This is a genomic window from Streptomyces sp. NPDC003691, from assembly GCF_053981115.1.
This window is the reverse complement of the sequence record NZ_JBSFNQ010000111.1, coordinates 1-19,906: the sequence shown is the minus strand read 5'-3', so window position 1 is coordinate 19,906 and position 19,906 is coordinate 1. Positions and strand designations below refer to the sequence as shown.

At 74.9% G+C, this 19,906-nt stretch carries 9 protein-coding genes; 7 read left to right on the top strand and 2 right to left on the bottom strand.

Translation table 11 applies throughout. The annotated features are described in order from the left end of the window. Positions 1–78: 78 nt before the first annotated feature. Positions 79–570 carry a transglycosylase SLT domain-containing protein gene (locus ACWDR0_RS31105; protein WP_456355155.1) on the bottom strand — a complete coding sequence of 164 codons (492 nt, stop codon included), beginning with the start codon at positions 568–570 and terminating at the stop codon, positions 79–81. Positions 571–1,492: 922 nt separating this feature from the next. On the opposite strand from ACWDR0_RS31105, the gene ACWDR0_RS31100 reads away from it, so the two are divergent. The 4 genes from ACWDR0_RS31100 to ACWDR0_RS31085 all read left to right on the top strand — a co-directional run bounded on the left by ACWDR0_RS31100 (position 1,493) and on the right by ACWDR0_RS31085 (position 5,625). After that, a complete protein-coding gene (locus ACWDR0_RS31100; protein WP_456355154.1) occupies positions 1,493–2,338 on the top strand; it encodes a helix-turn-helix domain-containing protein in 846 nt (281 codons plus the stop codon). Further along, positions 2,335–3,132, top strand: a complete 798-nt coding sequence (locus tag ACWDR0_RS31095) for an SAM-dependent methyltransferase (RefSeq protein WP_456355153.1) — start codon at positions 2,335–2,337, stop codon at positions 3,130–3,132. Before ACWDR0_RS31100 ends, ACWDR0_RS31095 begins: the two co-directional genes overlap by 4 nt. A gap of 62 nt (positions 3,133–3,194) precedes the next feature. Continuing rightward, positions 3,195–4,571 carry a helix-turn-helix domain-containing protein gene (locus tag ACWDR0_RS31090; protein ID WP_456355152.1) on the top strand — a complete coding sequence of 459 codons (1,377 nt, stop codon included), beginning with the start codon at positions 3,195–3,197 and terminating at the stop codon, positions 4,569–4,571. A gap of 211 nt (positions 4,572–4,782) precedes the next feature. Then, positions 4,783–5,625, top strand: a complete 843-nt coding sequence (locus tag ACWDR0_RS31085; protein WP_456355151.1) for a hypothetical protein — start codon at positions 4,783–4,785, stop codon at positions 5,623–5,625. Between the two features lie 110 nt (positions 5,626–5,735). Here the strand turns inward: ACWDR0_RS31085 and ACWDR0_RS31080 are convergent, their stop codons facing one another. After that, positions 5,736–6,779 (bottom strand): polysaccharide deacetylase family protein, encoded by a 1,044-nt coding sequence (locus ACWDR0_RS31080; RefSeq protein WP_456355150.1) that lies wholly within the window; start codon positions 6,777–6,779, stop codon positions 5,736–5,738. A gap of 528 nt (positions 6,780–7,307) precedes the next feature. Here ACWDR0_RS31080 and ACWDR0_RS31075 point away from each other — a divergent pair. The 3 genes from ACWDR0_RS31075 (at position 7,308) to ACWDR0_RS31065 (ending at position 19,757) form a co-directional block, all read left to right on the top strand. After that, positions 7,308–10,415 (top strand): AMP-binding protein, encoded by a 3,108-nt coding sequence (locus ACWDR0_RS31075; RefSeq protein WP_456355149.1) that lies wholly within the window; start codon positions 7,308–7,310, stop codon positions 10,413–10,415. Positions 10,416–10,962: 547 nt separating this feature from the next. Next, on the top strand, positions 10,963–14,049 hold the full coding sequence (locus ACWDR0_RS31070; protein WP_456355148.1) for a non-ribosomal peptide synthetase: 3,087 nt from the start codon (positions 10,963–10,965) through the stop codon (positions 14,047–14,049). Beyond that, positions 14,049–19,757 (top strand): amino acid adenylation domain-containing protein, encoded by a 5,709-nt coding sequence (locus tag ACWDR0_RS31065; protein WP_456355147.1) that lies wholly within the window; start codon positions 14,049–14,051, stop codon positions 19,755–19,757. Before ACWDR0_RS31070 ends, ACWDR0_RS31065 begins: the two co-directional genes overlap by 1 nt. Positions 19,758–19,906: the final 149 nt, after the last annotated feature.

Here is a 19,906-nt window from a genome sequence, read left to right as displayed (position 1 = left end):
AGCGGGCGGAGAAGTTATTGGCGAAGAAGAGCTTCTGGAAGGCGCGGGCGTTGGTGTTCGAGAGGCAGGTCAGTCGGCTCAGTAGGGGCCGAAGACGTTGTCGATGGAGCCGTAGCGGTCGGCGGCGTAGTTCGCGGCGGCGACGATATTGGCGACCGGGTGGAAGGGGTCGTTCGGGGTGCCGGGGACCCAGTAGGCGCGGAACGTCGGGTCGATCACCTGGAGCAGGCCCTTGGACGGGGTGCCGTTGACCGCGTTGATGTCCCAGTTGTTGACGGCCAGCGGGTTGCCGCTGGACTCGCGCATGATGTTGCGGTGCAGCCCCTCGTAGGTGCCGGGGATGCCGTTGAGGCGCATGACGTCCAGCGCCTCGGTGATCCAGCCGGGGAGAGTGCCGGGGTAGGCGGCGGCCACGGCCTGGGGGGCCGCTGCCGGGGCGGCGGCGGGAGCCGCGGCGGCGGTGCCGGGGAGGGCCACGGCGAGCGTGACGGCCAGGGTGCCGGCGGCGGTGAACCCGCCGGCCCAGGCCCGGCGGCGGGACCGGGTGGTGCGCATGCTGAATACGGACATACCGGGGTAACCCTTCGGATGGGGAGACCGCTCACGGGGACGGGAGCCGAATGCGCTCCGGTGGCGGCGTGGGCAGATTCTTAGCGGTGGCGGGCAGCGCTAGCAACGAGCGCACTGCTAATCCGGGTAGTGGAAGAGGGCCCGCCGGGGGGCTCCGTTTCCCGCCGGTACGGAAACGGGGGGCGACCGGAAGCCACTAAGCGTCCTCGTATGTGATGTGCGTCCCAGAGGGATACCCCTGGGGGATATGCGGAATATTCCATGACATGTCCGGAATGCTCTGCTGTCTGCCCGGGACGGTCCGAGCCCGTTCGGCCGGGCCACCGCCTCTGCCGGGGCCTGCCGCCCGGCCCGCCCGGCCGCCGGAGGACACCCGCCCCCTCCCCCTACAGCCGGACGCGCCGTGAGCCGTGAGCCGTCCCGCACCCGGCCGGGACGGTACGTACGGGTCCGGTACGTACGGGCACGGCATATACAGGCACGGCGTATACGGGCACGGCACACCGGCGCGGGCGGGCAGGCAGGTGGCACAGGGCGATGGTGAAGGCGGCGGCGGAAAAGCGGTCGTACCGGAAGTGGCCCGCCGGGTCCCGGGCCCCGCCCGGGACGGCACCGCACCGCTCACCGCTGGGACCGCCCTCAAGAGCGCCCGCCGCGGCCGCAGTTAGCACACCTGCCGCGCCAACTCCCCCGGACACGGCGGCATCGCCGCACCCGCGCGGCAGCAGCAAACAGAAAGCGGAAAGCCGAGGGGCCCACCCCCGTAAGGCCCCTCGGCTCGGTCCAGCCGTCCGCCGCCGGGCCCCGCGGCCCGCGTTCCGACGGTGTGAACGTGGCCATACAAAGCCTTGCGCGCGGAGATTGCAAGCGACAAGGTATGCAGTAGCCGCAGTTTGCGGGAAGTGTCGGTGAGGGGGTGTGCGTGGCGCGGGAGCGTTCCGGCCGGACCGTCGCGCATCTGGTGCTGGCCACCCGGCTCACCGTGCTGCGGGAGGCCGCCGGTCTCTCCCGGGAACAGGCGGCCCGGGCCCTGGGGGCCCATCCGGCCACGGTCCGGCGGATCGAGCAGGCCAGGACGTCGCTCGACGACGGGCAGGTCCGTACCCTGCTGACGGCCTACGGTGCGGCACCGGCGGAGACCCGGGAGATCCTCGGGCAGCTCGCCGCCGCCAACCGGCCCGGCTGGTGGCACCCCTGGCGGTCCGTCATGGACCCATGGCAGCTGGACCTGATGAGCGTGGAATCGGCGGCCCGGATCGTACGGAGCTGGGATCCGGCGCTGGTGCCCGCACTGCTGCGCACCCCGGCCTACGCCCGTGCCGTCGACGGCCTGCTGCGCCCGGACCTCTCACCGGCCCAGCGGGACCGGCGGGCGGAGCTGCTGTCCGAGCGCCGGGAGAAGCTGCGGGAGCAGCGGACCCGGGTCTGGGTGCTGCTGACCGCGGCGGCGCTGCGAACGGAGGTCGGCGGCCCGGCGGTGATGGCCGAGCAGCTCGCGGCGCTGCGCTCGGCGGCCGACGAGCCGCATGTGACGCTCCAGGTCCATCCGCTCGACCGGCCGCCGCACGCCCTGACCGGGATCCCCGCGCTCACCTTCTTCCGGGTCGAGGTGCCGGGCATCCCGGACCATGTCGTCCGGGAGGGCGGGCTCCCGGGCACCGCCGACGTCTGGCAGGCCGACCCGGCGGTGATGGCCTACCGCCGGCTCCTCGACTACTCCTGCGCCACCGCGCTCCATCCCGACATGTCGAAAGAGGCACTGGTATGACCGAACCCACGGAACAGCCCCCGCGGATCGACACGTCCGTCGCCCACAGCGCCCGGGTGTGGAACTACTGGCTGGGCGGGAAGGACTGGTTCGACGCGGACCGGGCCGCGGGGGACGCGTACCGGGCCAAGTACCCGCTGATCGAGCCGTTCGCCCAGGAATCGCGGGGCTTCCTGGTCCGTACGGTCACCTGGCTGGCGCGGGAGGCCGGGGTCCGGCAGTTCCTCGACGTCGGCGCCGGGCTGCCGACCGCCAACAACACCCACGAGGTGGCCCAGCGGATCGCGCCCGAGTCGCGGGTGGTCTACGTCGACCACGACCCGCTGGTACTGCTGCACGTCCAGGCGATGGGCCAGAGCACCAGCGAGGGGGCGATGGACTACGTCCTGGCGGACATGCGCGATACGGACGCCGTGCTGGACGGCGCGGCCCGGACGCTGGACCTGGACCGGCCGGTCGCCCTGGTGATCAACGATGTGCTCGGGCACATCGTGGACTGGCCCGACGCCCTGGGCCTGGTGCGCAGGCTGGTGGCGCGGCTGCCGTCGGGAAGCTATCTGTCGCTCAGCCACTCGACCGCGTCGGACGAGGCGCACCGTCTGGTGCAGGAGGAGTACAACAACTCCGGGGCGATTCCGTACATCTTCCGGGAGCCGGAGGTGACCCGGGCCTTCTTCGACGGTCTCGAACCGGTCGAACCCGGCTTCGTCTGCTGGCCCGACTGGCGGCCCGACGCCACCACCGGCCGGCTCACCGAGCGGGCCGGCTGGGGCGGCGTGGCGCGCGTCCCGTGACGGGCGGCGGCGCGGGGCGTCCGGGGTCCGTGCCCCCGGCGGCCGAGGAGCCGCCGGACCCTGTGGTGGTACGGCGGCTGACCCATGCCGCCGCCCATTCGTCGGCCCTGCTGATCTCCGAGGCGGCGACGCTGGCCGGTGGCTGGGCGGTGCTGGTGGACCCGCTGGCGGGCGCGGTGCACAGCACACCCGGCAGCGCGGCCGCCTCCGGGGTGCGGAGCGCGGCCCAGCCGCGCGCCCATCCGCATCTGACGGTCCGGCCGGTGGCCGGGACCGTGCTGGTGGTCTGCCCGGGGCGCGGGACGGCTCCGGAGCGTACGGCGCTGGTCGCGGCGACCGTCGCGGATCTGCTGCGGGTCCAGGCCCGGCGGGCGGACGAGACCCGGGCGGCCGAACAGCGGCTGCACCGCGCGGTGCTGAGGCTGCTGCTGGGCGGACACCACCGGGCCGCGGCCGACGTCCTGGGCGGCAGCCCCGCCACGCACACCACGGTGTACCGGCTGACCGGGTCGGCCGTCCGCACCGCGCACCAGGCGCTGTGGCGGGCGCTGCGGCCGGGGGTGGAGCGCCCGCGGGTGCTGGTGTGTGCGGAGGAGACCGGGCTGGCGGTGCTGGCCCTGCACGACTCCCCCGGCGAACCCCATCCGGCACATGCCGTGGTGACCCGGATCGCCGAGCAGTACCGGCTGACCGGCGGGGCCGCGGCGCCGGTGCCGCTGGATCTCGTCCCTGCGGCCTGGGCCGAGGCGGGCCGGGCTCAGCCGACTCCGGCGGGCGGCGGGCTGACCGCCGCGGCGGGGCTGGGCGGCCGGGACCTGGTCCGCGTCGTCCCGGCCGGCCGGCTGGCGGACTGGGCGGCCGGGGTGCTCCAGCCCCTCGACGGGGAGCGGCGGCGGATCCTCGCGGCCTGGCTGCGGACGGGCTCGGCGCAGGCCGCCGCCCCGGCCCTCGGGCTGTCCGAGGGCACGGTGCGCACCCGGCTGCGCGCGATCGGCCCGCTGCTGGCGGCGGATCCGGGCGATCCGACGATCGCGGCCCAGCTGCTGCTGGCGGTACGGGCCTGCGCGGCACCGGCCCCGCCGGTGGCCCTGCCGCTGGCGGCCGTTCCCGCGCTGCCCGCCGGGCTGCTCTCCCCCGAAGAGGCGGGCGACTGGGCGTCGGCCCTGCTGGCGCCGCTCGACGCCCGGCTGCGGATCGCCCTGCGGCACTGGCTGGGGAACCGGGGCCGGACGGCACCGGCCGCGGCCGAACTGGGGGTGCACCGGACGACGCTGACGGGCTGGCTCGTGGAGTGCGGTGAACTCCTGGGCCTGGACCCCGCGTCGGTGACCGTACGGACCCAGCTGCATCTGGCGGTGGAGACGGTGGCGGGCCCGGCGGACGTACCGTCGGGGCTGCCGCGGCGCGGCGGCCGCACCTACCGGGCGCCGCGGCCGTGAGCCGGGCGCGGCCCGGCGCACGGGCCGGCCGGGCCGCCGCGCCCGGGGAACGGCGGTGCGCCGGGCGGGTGTTGCGTGCGCATCGCCCGTTCGGGGACGGGTGAATCGATCCTCTTTGGGCCGGGAGAGTGCATGTCAAAGGGCGCCGGTCTCCGGGGAGCGCCGCGCGGGCATGCCCACGTTCCATCGCCCGGCTTCCGTTGGAGGTTCCATGGCCCGCCGTACTTCCCTGTTCGCCCTCCTCTCCGCCGCCGTGCTCGCCGCGACGGTCACCGCGGCCGCTCCGCCACCACCACCCGACCCGGGCGGCGGCGGGGCGCCGTCCGTCCGGGTGCCGCTGGACCACCAGGGTTTCCAGGGTCCGATCGTCACCGTCCCGGCCCACGGCACGGTCGACACCTCCGTCCCCTGCCCCTCGGGCACCGTGCCCAGCGGCGGCGGCGCGGGGGTGACCGGCCAGGGCTCGTTCATCTCCAGCTCGGCGGCGTCCGGCAACTCCTGGGCGGTGAAGGCCAGCAATATCACCGACACGCCCAAACAGGCCGCCGCCTATGTCGTCTGCACCGCCGCCACCCACACCCGGATCACCGGCGGCCGGGTGACCGTTCCCGGCGGCGGGAAGGCGACGGCCTTCGCCGACTGCCCGTCCGGCTGGCGGCCGTCGGGCGGCGGCTTCGTCACCACCGAGCCGTTTCTGTCGTCGAGCCGGATGGACGTCGACGCGACCGGGCGCTGGCGGGTCGATCTGGCCAACAACGACGGCCCGGCTCACGGCGCGAGTGCCTTCGTGGTCTGCACCACCGTCCCGGTCAGCATCCGGGAGACCAGCATCGTGCTCCAGCCGGGCGAGCAGAACCATGTGACCGCGGTCTGTCTCTCCGGGCAGCGGATCACCGGCGGCGGCGCGCACGCCCCGGACTCCACGGGCGCGCCCGGCGTCGCCATCAACACCAACCGCGGTCTGCCGGAGCCCACCGGTTGGGGGGTGCACGCCCGGAACCACACAAGCGTCCCCCAGCGGCTCTTCATCCAGTCCTACTGCACCACGTCCTGACCGCTGTGCCGAGGGCGCCCCTTCCCGGCCGGGAAGGGGCGCCCTTCCGGATGCCCGCGGGTACGGCACGGCCGGGCGGGGACGCACCGGTGCGCCCGAAGCGGCAGTCCTCAGCGGGCTTCGGCGCGGCCCGCCAGGGCGTCGGCCGAGACAAAGCGGTAGTCCTGCTCCAGCAGCCCTTCGAGCACCGCGGGCAGGGCTGCCACGCTCTGGCGGCGGTCGCCGCCGCCGTCGTGCATCAGGATCATCGAGCCGGGCTGCACATGGTCGAGCACGGTCCTGGTGATCTTCTCGGGGCCCGGCCGGGCCCAGTCCCAGGAGTCGACGTCCCAGAGTGCCAGCGCGGGTCCGCCGGCCAGGAGTTCGCCCAGTGCCTCGGGGGTCCGTGAGCCGTAGGGCGGGCGGAAGACGGTGGGAACGGTGCCGACCGCGCGGTCGAAGGCGTCGGCGGTCCGGTCGATCTGGAGCCGGAACTGGCGGGCGGTCAGATCCGGCAGGAAGGGGTGGGACCAGGTGTGGTTGCCGAGGCTGTGGCCCGCGTCGACGATCCGCCGCACCTCGTCGGGGAGGGCGTTCACATGCAGTCCCACACAGAAGAAGGTGGCGTGGACCCCGTAGCGGGCGAGGAGGTCGAGGACCTCGCGGGTGTGTGCGGGGTCGGGGCCGTCGTCGAAGGTGAGGGCGATCTCCCGGCGGTCCCGCGATCCGTGCCGGAACCACCGTCCCGTGCGGCTGAGTTCCTCCTCGGCCGCGGCGCTGCGCCGGATGCCGTCGTGGTAGTCCTCGTCCCGGCCGGTCTGCCCGCCGCCCTCGGCGGTCAGCGGTGACAGGGACTTCAGATCGTCTCTCGCCCGGCCGGCCAGGGAGAGTGCGGGTACGGAGCCGAAGTCGGGCCGCTCGGGCAGTACCCAGGGGTCGGCGCGGTGGACGTCGAGACCGGCGGCCGTCAGCAGCCCGTCGACCAGGCCGTTGGTGCTCTCCACGACGACGGCGAGCGGTTCGCCGGACTCCCGGCCGGTCCGCTCCAGCCAGTCCGTCAGCTCGGCCACCCGCTCGGCGCCCCAGCGCGTGGGGGCCTGGGACCGCTCCCCCGTGTCGTCGACGATCTCGACCTCGTAACCGTCGGCGCTCCAGGCGATTCCCGCGTACTGCATCTGTGCTTCCTCCTGGCTCGCCGGGGCGCGGCAGCGCGCCCCGGCGGGGATGGGATGGCGGTCCGGACGGGCCGGACGGAACGGGGACGGGTACGGCCGGTCCCGGCCGGAGGCGTACCCGCCGCGGATACCGGGGGGCATCCGGGGCGTACGGCATACGGCAGGTACGGGGGTCGGGGTACCCGTTGAGACGTCCGGTTGTCCGAAAACGGACAGGGACGCGGTATGGAGCGGCCGGAGAATCTTCGCCTTCTCCGGCTTGGTGCGGGTGGTTCCGGCTTACCCCCTCTGACGAGGGCTTTTCTCGGCGGGGCAGTGCCCTGCGGGGTCACCGCAGCGGGGCCCGATCCCCACCGATTTCCACGAACTCTCCATCATTGCGACACAAGTACGACAGTGGCGCGCTATCCTTCGCCGTACCCCGCCAATGGTCCAGACCATACCCAAGGCGACAACCGCGCGCTATGCCCATGACCGTCTCCGCGTCACCGCACCTGCCGGAGTGAACTCCCGCGCAGGTCAACGAACTTGGAGGGCATCATCAACGCACTGCCCGCTCCGCTCACCGTCCCGGATCTGCTCGACGCCCGGGCCGCGAAACAGCCCGACGCGCTCGCGGTCCAGGTCCGCGGCGGGGGCTCCCTGAGCTACGGTTCCTGGCGCGATCGGGCCGTTCGGGCCGCCCGGGGACTGGCGGACGCCGGAGTGAGGCCCGGGGACCTGGTGGCCCTGCGGTTCACCGAGGACGAGTGGGACGGGTACGCGGTGGCGTTCCTGGCGCTCCACTACGCGGGGGCGGCCGGACTGCCGCTGCGCGCCGACGCGGCGGAGTCCGAGGCGCTGCGGCTCGCCGGTCTCTGCGGCGCGTCCGCCGCGCTGCGGGGCTCCTTCCTGCCCGCGCTGCCGGGGCTCACCGATCTCACCCTGACCGCCGCGGAGGCCGCCGGATCGCCCGGGGAACCGCCGCACCGCCCGCGCCCGGAGGACACCGCCCAGGTGGTGGGAACCTCGGGAACGACCGGCCGCTCCAAGGGAGTCATGGCCTCCCATGCCGCCCTGACGGCAGGTCAGCTGCTGAATCCGCGCCCCCGGCCGTACGCGCACTCCCGGCACGCCCTGCACGCCTTCCCGATCGGCACCAACGCGGGCCAGATGATGGTGACGACCGCCCTGACCGGCGCGCCCGCCGTCGTCGCGCTGCCGCGCTTCGACGCCGAGGAGTTCGGCCGCGCGGTGGAGGAGCTGCGGACCGGCACGGTCTTCGTCGTCCCGTCGATGGCGATAGAGCTGCTGAACTCCGGTGTGCTCCGGCGCCGCGACTTCTCCGCCGTACTGCTGTTCAGCTCCTCGGCGGCCGCGCTGCCCGCGCCCGTCGCCCGGCAGCTCACCGAGGCGCTGCCGGAGACGACGGTGGTCAACGTCTACACCTCCGCCGAGTCCTCGCCCGCCCAGGTGTCCATGGTGGTCGACCCGGCGCGGGCCGGCTCGGTGGGCCGCCCCGCGTCCCCCGGCGACCTGCGGGTGCTGGGCCCGGACGGTGCTCCCGTCCCGCCCGGGGAGACCGGTGAGGTGTGGCTGCGGCAGCCGGGCCCGCAGCGTTCCTACATCGGGGACCCCGCCGCTTCGGCGGGAGTGTTCCGGGACGGCTGGGTACGGATGGGAGACCTCGGCCGGCTGGACGCGGACGGCTTCCTCCACCTCGTCGACCGGGAGAGCGACGTCATCAAGTCGGGCGCGCTGAAGGTGTCCACGCTCCGTATCGAGGACGCGCTCCACGAGCATCCCGCGGTCGCCGACGCGGCCGCGCTCGGGGTGCCGCACCCGGTGATGGGCTCGGTACCGGTGGCTGTGGTGGTGCCCGCGGCGGGCGGGGCCGACCTGGACGACCTGCGGCTCTTCCTGAGCACCCGGCTGGCCCGCGCGGAGCTGCCGGTACGGATCCTGCTCGCCGGGGACCTGCCGCGCAACGCGACCGGAAAGGTGGTCAAGTACCGGCTCCGGCCGCTGTTCGAGACCGCCGCGGAGCCCGGCGGCACGGAGCCGTCCGCGCCCCGGCCGGGCACCGCGACCGAGACCCGGCTCGCCGCCGTCTGGCACGAGGTGCTCGGCCGTCGCGTGGCGACCGTGGCCGACGAGTTCTTCGCCCTCGGCGGCGACTCCTTCCGCGCGGTCCAGCTGGCCGCCGCGGTCTCCGAACGGTTCGGGGTGGAGGCCGGTGCCGCGATGGTCTTCGGGCGGCCCTCGCTGCGGGCGCAGGCGGCCTGGCTGGACGAGGCGGCCGCCGCCGTCCGCCCGGCCACGGACACCGCAACCGGCACGGAAACGGAGACGGAGACAGTGGTGCCGCCCTATCTCCGTGCCCTGCGGGAGCAGCCGCACGAGGTACCCCTCACCAGCCAGCAGGAGGACTTCCTCGCCTGGATGTCCGAGGAGTCCGGCCGCGACGCCGGGGCCGTCACCGCTCTCTTCCGGGTGACCGACCGGCTCGACACCGCGGCCCTCGGCCGTGCCTTCACCGAACTGGTGCGGCGCCACCCCGCGCTGCGCACCCGGTTCGTCCCGGTGCCCGGCGCCGTACCGGGGCTGGTCCGGACCGTGCTCGACGAGGAACCCGCGGCCCGGATCACCCTGCGCTCCCTGCCCGGGGCGGACGACGGCGACGTCGACGCGCTGCTGATCGCGGAGCGGGACCGGCTCACCGATCTGGCGGTCGACCCGGCGGCCAGACTGCTGGTGGTCAGCCGGGCCCCGGACGACCATGTGGTGCTGATCGCGGTGCACCACATGGTCGCCGACGGCTGGTCGGTCGGCGTGCTCCTGCACGAACTCGGGCTGGCCTACGACGCCCTGCGCCGCGGCCGCGCCCCCCGGCTGCCCGGGCACTCCCTGCCGTACCCGGACCTGGTGCGCTGGGCCAACGACCGGTGGGCGGCCGGACGGCGGCACTTCGCCGGCGCGCTGGCGGGTGCCCCGCATGCCGTGGACCCCTTCCCGGGGCGGCGCGCCGTCGACCGGGTGCTCATGGTCGCCCACCGGTTCACCATCGGCGCCGATCCGGCCGGGCGGCTCCGCAAACGGGCCGGTGAGCTGGGCGTGACCCCGTTCATGGCCGTCACCGCGCTCTGGAGCCGGCTGCTGGCGGACCGCAGCGGACAGACCGATCTGGTGCTGATGACCCCGGTGCCGGGCCGGATCCGCCCGGAGGCGGAGCGGGCCGTGGGCTGTCTGGTGCAGTCGCTGCTGGTACGGGTGGACTGTTCCGGCGGGCCCGGCTTCGCGGAGCTGGCGGAGCGGGTCCGGCGGGCGGCGACCGCCGCCCTGGACCACCAGATGTACCCGTACGCCGAGTTCAAACCGTCGGTGGTGGCCTTCCCGGCCTGGCTGCGGTACGAGAACTGGGCCGCGGACGCCCATCTGCCGGGGCTGTCCTGCGAACCTCTCGAACTGGAGCGCGGCACCACCGTGCCCTGGCCGCTGCCCGGCGGCGATCTCGGGGTGCCGGAACTGACCGCGGTCGAGCAGCCGGACGGTGCCCTGCACTGCTGGATCCAGTACAACGCGCTCGCCTTCGACGAGTCCGTGATCACCGCCCTGGCCGAGGACTTCACCACCGCGCTGACCGACGCGGGCGCGTAGTCCGGGCCCCTTCCCCCGCGCACCACCCGCTCACCCCGTTCCCCCGCGCATCTCCCCCGTACCACAGCCCGGTTCCGCCGTCGGCGCCGGTTCCGGGCCGCCGTTCCACCGCACCTCCCCAGCACCACAGCCCGGGTCCGCCAGCGGCGCCGGTTCCGGGCCTCTTCCCCCTTCCCCGCAACAGCCCGGGTCCGCCGTCGGCGCCGGACCCGGGTGTCCCTTCCCGTAACCGACCGCCGGGACCGGCGCGCCCGGCCGCCGCCGGGACCACGGCGACGGACGAGTCCCCGTCGCCACGCGCGCGGTTCCCGGCCCACCGGCCCACCGGTCCGCCCGGGAGGACCGGGCTCCGGCCCGTGTCCCGGCCGCCTCCGCACCGTCCGACCGCCGTTCCACGGCTGCCGCTCCACGACCGCTGGTGCGCAGCCGCCGTTCCACGACCGCTGTCCGGCCCGTGCCGGGCTCCGGCCGCCAGGGGGATCCCCCGCCCCCGCCCGCTCCCCCACGCACGACCGATTTTCTCTCCCGACCAGTTTGAGGACCCCCCGTGACCAGCATTCCCGTCAGACCTGCCCAGCACGGACTCTGGATCAACGAGCGGCTGGCGCCGCTCGGATCCATCCACCACATGCCGTTCGCCGTACGTTTCGAAGGCGCCCTCGACATACCGGCGCTCACCGCCGCGGTCGCCGACCTCACGGCCCGGCACCCGGCTCTGTCGCTCACGGTCCGCGACGAGGACGGCGTACCCGCGCTGGTACCCGGCCCGATACCCGAACTCGCCGTCCGCCGGTGCCATCCGGAGCACCTGGAGGCCGAACTGGCCGGTGCGTGCGCGGCGCCGTTCGACCTGCGGACGGGCCCGCCGGTCCGGTTCTCCCTGCTGCTGACCGGCGACCGGAGCGCGACGCTCCTTGTGGTGGCGCACCACTTCCTCTTCGACGGCACCTCCACCGATGTCCTCCTCACGGATCTGTCGGCCGCCTACGCGCACCGCACCGGTGCCGGTCCGGCCCCGGAGCCCCTGCCCGCTCCGGCGGAGCCGCCCGCCGCCGACCTCGACCCCGCGGAGCTGGCCGCCGCGAGCGCCCACTGGACCGGGCGGCCGCTGCCCGGACCGGCCGTCGCGCTGGCCGGACTCGCCGAGGGCGCCGACGAGACGCCCCAGGACGGGGTGGGGCCCGGCGCCGCGGTCGCCTTCGACCTCGACCCCGCGCTCCGCGCCGAACTGACCGTCACCGCCGACAAGATCGGTGTCACCTTCTTCGAACTGCTGCTGGCGGCCGTCCACACCCTGCTGCTGCGGTACGGCAACGAGCAGCCGGCAGCGGCCGTGGGCCTGGGCACCCGGGGCCCGGCGGACACCGGCCGGATCGGGATGTACGCCAACGAGCTGCCGGTGGTCACCGCCCCGGACCCGGCCGTCCCGTTCGGCGAGTTCGCCCGGACGGTACGGGCCGAGGTACGCGCCTGCTATCCGCACCGCGGCGTGCCGCTGCCCCGCGCCGTACGGGGCCTGCGGCCCGCGGTGACGGCCGCCCCCGTGACCGTCACCTACCGCCGCCGGATCGCACCGGTCGAGTTCGCGGGCGTCGGCAGCACCATCGACTGGGTGCTGTTCCCCGGCACGGCGCGCGGCGCTCTCCGGCTCCACCTGCTGGACGGACCCGACCGCTTCGGGGTGATCCTGATGCACCGTACGGGTCTGCTGTCCCCGGCCGCCGCCGAACGGATCGGGGCCCATCTGCGCGGGCTGCTGGCCGCGATCACCGCGGCGCCCGGCACACCGATCGCGGACCTGCCGTTCCTCGGCGAGGCCGAGTCGGCCCCGCTGCACGGGCCCGCGCCGGCCGCGGACGCCGCCGGGGCCACCCTGCCCGCGCTGCTGCGCGCCGCCTTCGCCGCCCATCCGGAGCGGATCGCCCTGACCGACGGCGGCCGCGACATCACCTACGCGGAGCTGGCGTCGGCGGTCGGCGCCCTGGCCGGGCGGCTGGCCGGGGCCGGGGTGGGGCCGGGCACGGTCGTCGCCGTCTGTGCCGAGCGGTCCGCCGAGGCGGTGGCCGCCGTACTCGCCGTCCAGGCCGCCGGGGGCGCCCATCTCCCGGTCGACCCCGCCTATCCGGCGGACCGGATCGCCTTTGTGCTCGGCGACGCCGGTGCGCCGGTGGCCCTGGCACAGCGGCGGACCGCGGACCGGGTCGCCGGTCACGGCCGCACCCTGCTGCTGGACGGCCTCTTCGACTCCCCGGAGTCGGAGTCGGTGCCCGTGCCCACGGCGGCGGACCCGGCCCCCGGTGATCTCGCCTATCTGATCTACACCTCGGGCTCCACCGGCCGACCCAAGGGCGTCGAGGTGCCGCACGGCGCACTGGCCCATCTGCTGCTGGCCTTCCGCGATCTGCTGGACGCCTCCGCCGAGGACGTCTGGCTGGCCGTCACCTCGCTGTCCTTCGACATCTCCGCGCTGGAACTGCTGCTGCCGCTGGTCACCGGCGGCCGGGTGGTGATCGCCGGGGAGGAGCAGACCCGGGACGGCGGCGCGCTGGCCGGGCTGGTCGGCCGGTACGGCGTCAACCGGCTCCAGGCGACCCCGTCGACCTGGCGGCTGCTGCTCGACGCCGGGCTGACCGCGCCCGGGCTGACCGCGCTCAGCGGCGGCGAGGCACTGACACCGCCCCTCGCCCGGGCGCTGCGGGCCCGGGTGGGCCGGCTGTGGAACGTGTACGGACCGACGGAGACCACCATCTGGTCCACCGCCGCGGAGGTTCCGGCGGAGCCCGCCGAGGTGACGGTGGGCGGCCCCATCGCGGGGACGACCGTACTGGTGGTGGACCCGGCCGGACGTCCGGTACCGCAGGGCGTCACCGGGGAGCTGGTGATCGGCGGGGCGGGGCTGGCCCGGGGCTACCGGGGCCGCCCCGAGCTGACCGCCGAACGCTTCGTCACCGATCCGATCACCGGGATGCGGCTGTACCGCACCGGGGACCTGGCCCGGGTGCGGGCCGACGGCACCCTGCGCTGCCTGGGCCGCCTCGACGACCAGATCAAACTCCGCGGCCACCGGATCGAGCTGGGCGAGATCGAGACCAGGGTCCAGGAGCATCCGGCGGTGGCGGCGGCCGCCGCGGCCGTCCGCGGCGACGACGACGGGCCGGGCGGGCGGATCCTCACCGTCTATCCGGTGTGGCGGGCCGGTGTCCCCGTGCCCACCACCGCCGAACTGCGCGCCTTCCTCGCCCTGACGCTGCCGGACGCGATGGTCCCCGGGGCCGTGCACCCGCTCTCCGAACTGCCGCTGACACCCAACGGGAAGACCGACCGCCGGGCCCTGCCGGAGCCGGTCCGCGAGACATCGCTCGACGGTGCGGACGGGCCCGCGCCGGACGAGCCGTGGGACGAGATCACCACCGAGGTCGCCGCCATCTGGTGCGAGGTTCTCGGCGTGACATCGATCGGACCGGACGACGATGTCTTCGACCTGGGCGCCCACTCGCTGACGATCACCCGGGTCGCCGCGCGGATCCGCGACCGCATCGGTGCCGAGGTGCCGCTGCACGTCTTCTACGAGGAGCCCACGGTCGCGGCGATCGCCGACGCGGTCACCGTCGAGCTGCTCGCCGGGGAGCGGTGATGGAGAGCAAGAACACCGCACCGCTCACGGTGGACCGGCCGCGCCGGGTCCTCACCGCCGAACAGCGCGCCCTGCTCGCCCGGAAGCTGCGCGAGCGGCCCGCCGCGGCGAACCGGCCGCCGGCCGTGACACCGCTGCCGGACGGCGCGCCGGTGCCGCTGTCGCCCGCTCAGGAGCGGCTCTGGTTCGTGGAGCAGCTCACCCCCGGAACGGCTGCCTATGTGCTGCCGACGGCGGGCCGGCTGGCCGGTCCGCTGCGGCCCGCGGCGCTGGCCGAGGCGCTGCGGCTGGTCGCCGTACGGCATCCGGTGCTGCGCAGCGCGTATCCGGCGGACGAGGACGGTACGCCCCGGGTGGCGACCGTCCCGGCGGAGGAGTTCGCCGTGCCGTGGGAGAGCCGGGACCTGACGGGACTGCCGTCCGGGGAGCGGGAGTCCGCCGCCCGGGCCGCGGTGGAGGCGGAGGTCGCCCGCCCGTTCTCCGTCGAGGCGGGGCCGCTGCTCCGCGCCCTGCTGCTGAAGCTGGCCGACGACGACCATGTCCTGGTGGTCTGCCAGCACCATCTCACCGGCGACGGCTGGTCGGCGGGGATCCTGCTGGACGAGCTGCTCTCCGGCTACGAGGCGCTCGCCGCCGACGGGCGGCCCGCGGTACCGCCGCTGCCGGTCGGCTACGGCGACTTCGCGCACTGGCAGCGCGAGCGGCAGGACGAGCCCCGGGCCGCCGCCGGGCTGCGCTACTGGTGCGGGGCGATGGTGGGGACCGCACCGCTGGAGCTGCCCACGGACCGGCCGCGGCCGGCCGTCCCGGGGCCGCGCGGGGCGACGCACTCCTTCCGCCTCGACCCGGCGGTCCACGAGGCGGCGCGCACGCTCTCCCGGGAGCGGGGCGCGACGCTGTACATGACGCTGCTGGCCGCCTTCCAGGTGGTGCTGGCGCGGTGGTCGGGGCAGCGCGACTTCGCGGTGGGCACACCGTTCGCGGGCCGTCCGACGGAGGAGACGGAGGGGCTGATCGGTCTCTTCAGCACGGTCCTGCCGCTGCGGGCCGATCTCTCCGGCCGGGACGCGGGGGACGGCGGCGGAGCGGACGAGCTGCCGGACTTCGGCACCGTGCTCTCCCGGGTCCGCGCCGCGGCGCTGGGTGCCCAGCAGCACCAGGACACCCCGTTCGAGAAGCTGGTGGAGGCCCTGGACCTGCCGCGCGACGTCAGCAGGCCGCCGCTCTACCAGGTGTCGTTCGCGCTCCAGAACCACCGGGCGCAGACCGTCCAGGCGCGGGGGCTCCGCTGGAGCACCTTCCCCTTCGAGGGCAGCGGGGTCCATCTCGACCTGGGCCTGTACTGCACCGAGACCGAGGAGGGTCTGGAGGCCTTCCTCACCTACCGCACCGACCTGTGGGACGCGGCGACCGTCGCCCGGCTCGCCGGGCACTGGCAGCGGATCCTGGCCGGGGCGGCGGCCGATCCGGACGCCCCCGTCGGCACCCTCCCCATGCTGGAGCCCGGCGAGCGGCGGCGGGTGCTGTACGAGTGGAACGACAGCGGCGGCGCGGTGCCGTCGGCGGCGACCCTCGCGGACGCGGTCGCCGTCCAGGCGGCCCGCACTCCGGACACGACCGCCCTGGTCCACTCCGGCCGGACCCTGGACTACGCGGCGCTCGACGGGCGCGCCAACCGGCTGGCCCAGCTGCTGCGGGCCGCCGGGGCGGGGCCCGACGCCCTGGTGGGGGTCTGTCTCGACCAGGGCGTGGAACAGGCCGTGGCGCTGCTGGCGGTGCTGAAGTCGGGGGCGGCGTACGTACCGCTGGATCCCGAGCAGCCGGCCGAACGGCTGGGCCATATGCTGACCGACTCGGCGCCCGTCGTCCTGATCACCACCACGGCGCACCGGTCGCTCCTGGCGGGCGCGGACTCCGCCACAGGCTCCTCCGTACTGCTCCTGGACGAACTCGCCGGGGAGCTGGCCGCCGCCCCGGACACGGCGCCCGAGGGAGGAGTCGGTCCCGACGATCTGGCGTATGTCATCTACACCTCCGGGTCCACGGGGAAGCCGAAGGGGGTCGCGGTCCAGCACCGCCAGGTGCTGACGTATCTCGCCGGGGTGCGGCAGCGGTTCGCCGAGGCGGGGCTCGCGGACGGCGCGCGCTACGCCCTGCTCCAGTCGCTCGCCTTCGACTTCGGCATGACCACGCTCTATCTCTCGCTGACCACGGGCGGCACGCTGCATCTGCTGGCGCCGCGGACCCCGGGGCCCGAGCTGGCGGCGTATCTCGCCGGGGAGCGGATCGACTGTGTGAAGCTGACGCCGTCGCATCTGGCGGCGCTCATGGCCGAGGTGGACGATCCGGCGGAGCTGCTGCCGCGGAGTCTGCTGATCCTCGGCGGGGAGGCGTCGGGCTGGGAGTGGAGCCGGGAGCTGGCCGCGACCGCGGCGCGCACCGGCTGCCGGGTGGTCAACCACTACGGGCCGACGGAGGCGACCGTGGGCGCCACCACGCTGCTGGTCGACCCGGAGCGGCCCGCCGAAGGCCCCACGACCCCGATCGGGCGGCCGCTGCCGGGGGCCCGGGTCTATCTGCTGGACGCGTACGGGGAGCCGGTGCCGCCCGGGGTGACCGGGGAGCTGTGGATCGGCGGGGACCGGCTGGCCCGGGGCTATCTGGGGCTGCCGGAGCTGACCGCCGAACGGTTCCGGCCGGACCCCTTTGCCGACGGGGAGCGGGCGGACGCCCGGATGTACCGCACCGGGGACCTCGCCCGGCACCGGCCGGACGGCACGATCGAGTTCCTCGGCCGGGGCGACGACCAGGTGAAGATCCGCGGCTACCGGGTCGAACTGGGCGAGGTGGAGGCCCATCTCGTGCAGTTGCCGGGGGTCGCACAGGCCGTGGCCGCCGCCCGGGGGCCGGCCGGTGAACAGGTGCTGGTGGGCTATCTGGTGCCCGCGGACGGTGCCGCCCCGCCGCCGGTCGCGGAGCTGCGGGCGCTGCTGTCGCGCAGGCTGCCGGACTATCTGGTGCCGTCCCGCTTCGCCGTACTGCCCGAACTCCCGCGGCAGGCGCACGGCAAGGTGGACCGGCGGGCACTGCCGGAGCCGGGCGCCCCGGGCCCGGGTGAGGGCGCGGAGTACGTGGCGCCCCGGACTCCGGCGGAGGAGGCGGTGGCCGCGGTCTGGGCCGAGCTGCTGGGGCTGGAACGGGTCGGCGCCCACGACGACTTCTTCGACCTGGGCGGACACTCGCTGCTGGCGATGCGGATGGTCGCGGCGCTGCGCCGGGTGCTCGGCGCCGAAGCGAAGATCACGCTGATGGACGTCTTCCAGGAGCGGACGGTCGCCGCGCTGGCCGCGCTGGCGGAGACCTCCGAGGAGGACCGGGGTCCGCGCAGGCTGCTGCACGAACTGACGCCCCGGCAGCCCGCGGACGCCGTCACGCTGTCGCTGGTGTGTCTGCCGTACGGCGGTGGGAGCGCCGTGGTGTACCAGCCGCTCGCGGACGCCCTGCCGCCGGGGGTGGCGCTGCACGCGGTCGCCGTCCCCGGCCACGATCTGGGCATGTCGGAGGAGTCGCTGCCGCTGGAGGAGGTGGCCCGGCGGTGTGCCGAGGAGGTGCTGGCCGGGGTGCCGGGGCCGGTGGCGGTGTACGGGCACTGCGGGGTGGGCGCGGCCCTCGCCGTGGAGCTGGCCAGGCTGCTGGCCGCCGCGGGGCGGGAGCCCGCCGCCGTCTATCTGGGCGGGATCTTCCCGTTCGCCCGGCCGACCGAGGGGCTCATGGGGCTGCTGACGCGGTTCTCCGTGCTGGACCGGCGGCGCAGCGGACGGCTGCATCTCAACTGGCTGCGCTCGATGGGCGCGGATCTGGAGGGCCTGGAGCCGGAGCAGCTGGCCACGATCGTGGCGAACGTCCGCGCCGACTCCCGGGCGGCGGAGGCGTACTTCACGGAGCGGCTGGCGGCCCCCGCGGACGGTCTGTCGACGCCGGTGGTCTCGGTGATCGGTTCGGCCGACCCGGGGACCGAGTTCCACCGGGAGCGGTTCCGGGAGTGGGGTTTCCTCGGTACGACGACGGCGGTGGCCGTCCTGGACGAGGGCGGCCACTACTTCCTCAAGCACCGGGCGGCCGAGCTGGCCGAGATCGTCACGACCGTCCATCCGGCGGTCACCGGCGACGGGGCGGCGGAACCCCTGGACCGGCGGGAGCGTCCGGCGGACGCGACCTGGTGGCTGGACGGGGTGCACCGCGGGAGCGACGCGCCCGAGGCGGCGGAGGCGGCCGGGGCGGACCGCGGGAACCGGCGGGACACCCGGCGGTTCGTCGCGGTGGCGGCCTCGCAGATGGTGTCGCAGACGGGTTCGGCGCTCACCGAGTTCGCCCTGCCGCTGTGGATCTTCCTGTCGACGGATTCGGTGGCCTGGTTCGGTCTCTTCGCGGTTCTGGGCATCGTGCCCGGGCTGCTGGCCGCGCCGGTGCTGGGCAGTCTGGTGGACCGGATCGACCGGCGGCGGGTGATGCTGGTCTGTACGGCGGTCTCGGGCACCACGGAGGCGGTGCTCGCCCTGCTGTACGCCTTCGGTGAGCTGCGGGCCTGGCATGTCGGGGTGCTGATGGCGCTGCTGTCGGTCTCCCTGACGGGGCAGCGGCTGGCGTTCCAGTCGGCGATCCCGCAGCTGGTGCCCAAGCGGTATCTGGGGCACGCCAACGGTGTCGTGCAGATCTCGGGCGGTATCGCGCAGGTCGTGGCGCCGCTGGCGGCGGTCGGGCTGCTGGCCGCGATCGGGCTGGGCGGGGTGCTGCTGCTCGATGTGATCAGCTACACGATCGCGGCGCTGGTCCTGGGCACCGTACGGTTCCCCCGGACGCTGGCCGCGCAACGCCGCGAGACGCTCCGCCAGGAGATCGTCGCCGGGTTCAGGCTGGTGACCGGGCAGCGCGGGTTCCGGGCGATGCTGATCTTCTTCGCCGTGCTCAATCTCTTCCTGCCGGTGCTGTTCCAGATGGTGTCGCCGCTCGTGCTCGGGTTCTCCAGCCTGGGTTCGGTGGCGACGGTCTCCCTGGCGGGCGGCGTGGGAGCGGTCGTCGGCGGTCTGGCGATGGGTATCTGGGGCGGTCCGCGCCACCGCAGGATGCGCGGCATGCTGCTGGTGGTGCCGGTGCTCGCGCTGTTCTGCGCCCTGACCGGGCTGCGGCCCGATCTGCTGCTGGTGGGCATCGGGGTGTTCGGTATGTCGGCGTCGCTGTCGCTGCTCAACGGCATCTATCTGACGATCGTGCAGGTGAAGGTCCCGCAGCGGTTCCACGGCCGGGTGATGGCCCTCAACCAGCTGGTCGCCTGGTCGACGCTGCCGGTGGGCTTCCTGCTGATCGCCCCGCTGGGGACCGCGTATCTGGAGCCCCTGATGGACTCCGGCGGCGCGCTCGCCGGGACCCTGGGGCAGGTGCTGGGCAGCGGCGACGGACGCGGTATCGGTCTGCTGTATCTGCTGCTGGCGGCGGCGATCCTGCTGCTCGGCCTGGTGTCGCTGCGGTTCAGGTCGCTGTCGGGCTTCGACCGTGACGTACCGGACGCCCAGGCGGACGATCTGGTCGGCCTGGCGGCGCTGACCTCGGACGGCCGCGGCGTTCCGGCCGGGCGGCAGGTCGCCGCGGACGACCGGGGGGATACGGCCGGGCGGCAAGTCGCCGCGGAGTCCCTGACGAAGGCGGGCTGAGCGACGGCGGCCGCCGCCCCGTCCCCCGTGGCGGGGCGGCAGCCGTCCGGTCGTCACCGGTGCATTCAGGGCCCGCACCCCGCCCGTACCTGCGCCGGGTCCGTACCGCACCGGTACAGCACCCCTTCAACACCCGCACCACGGGCCGC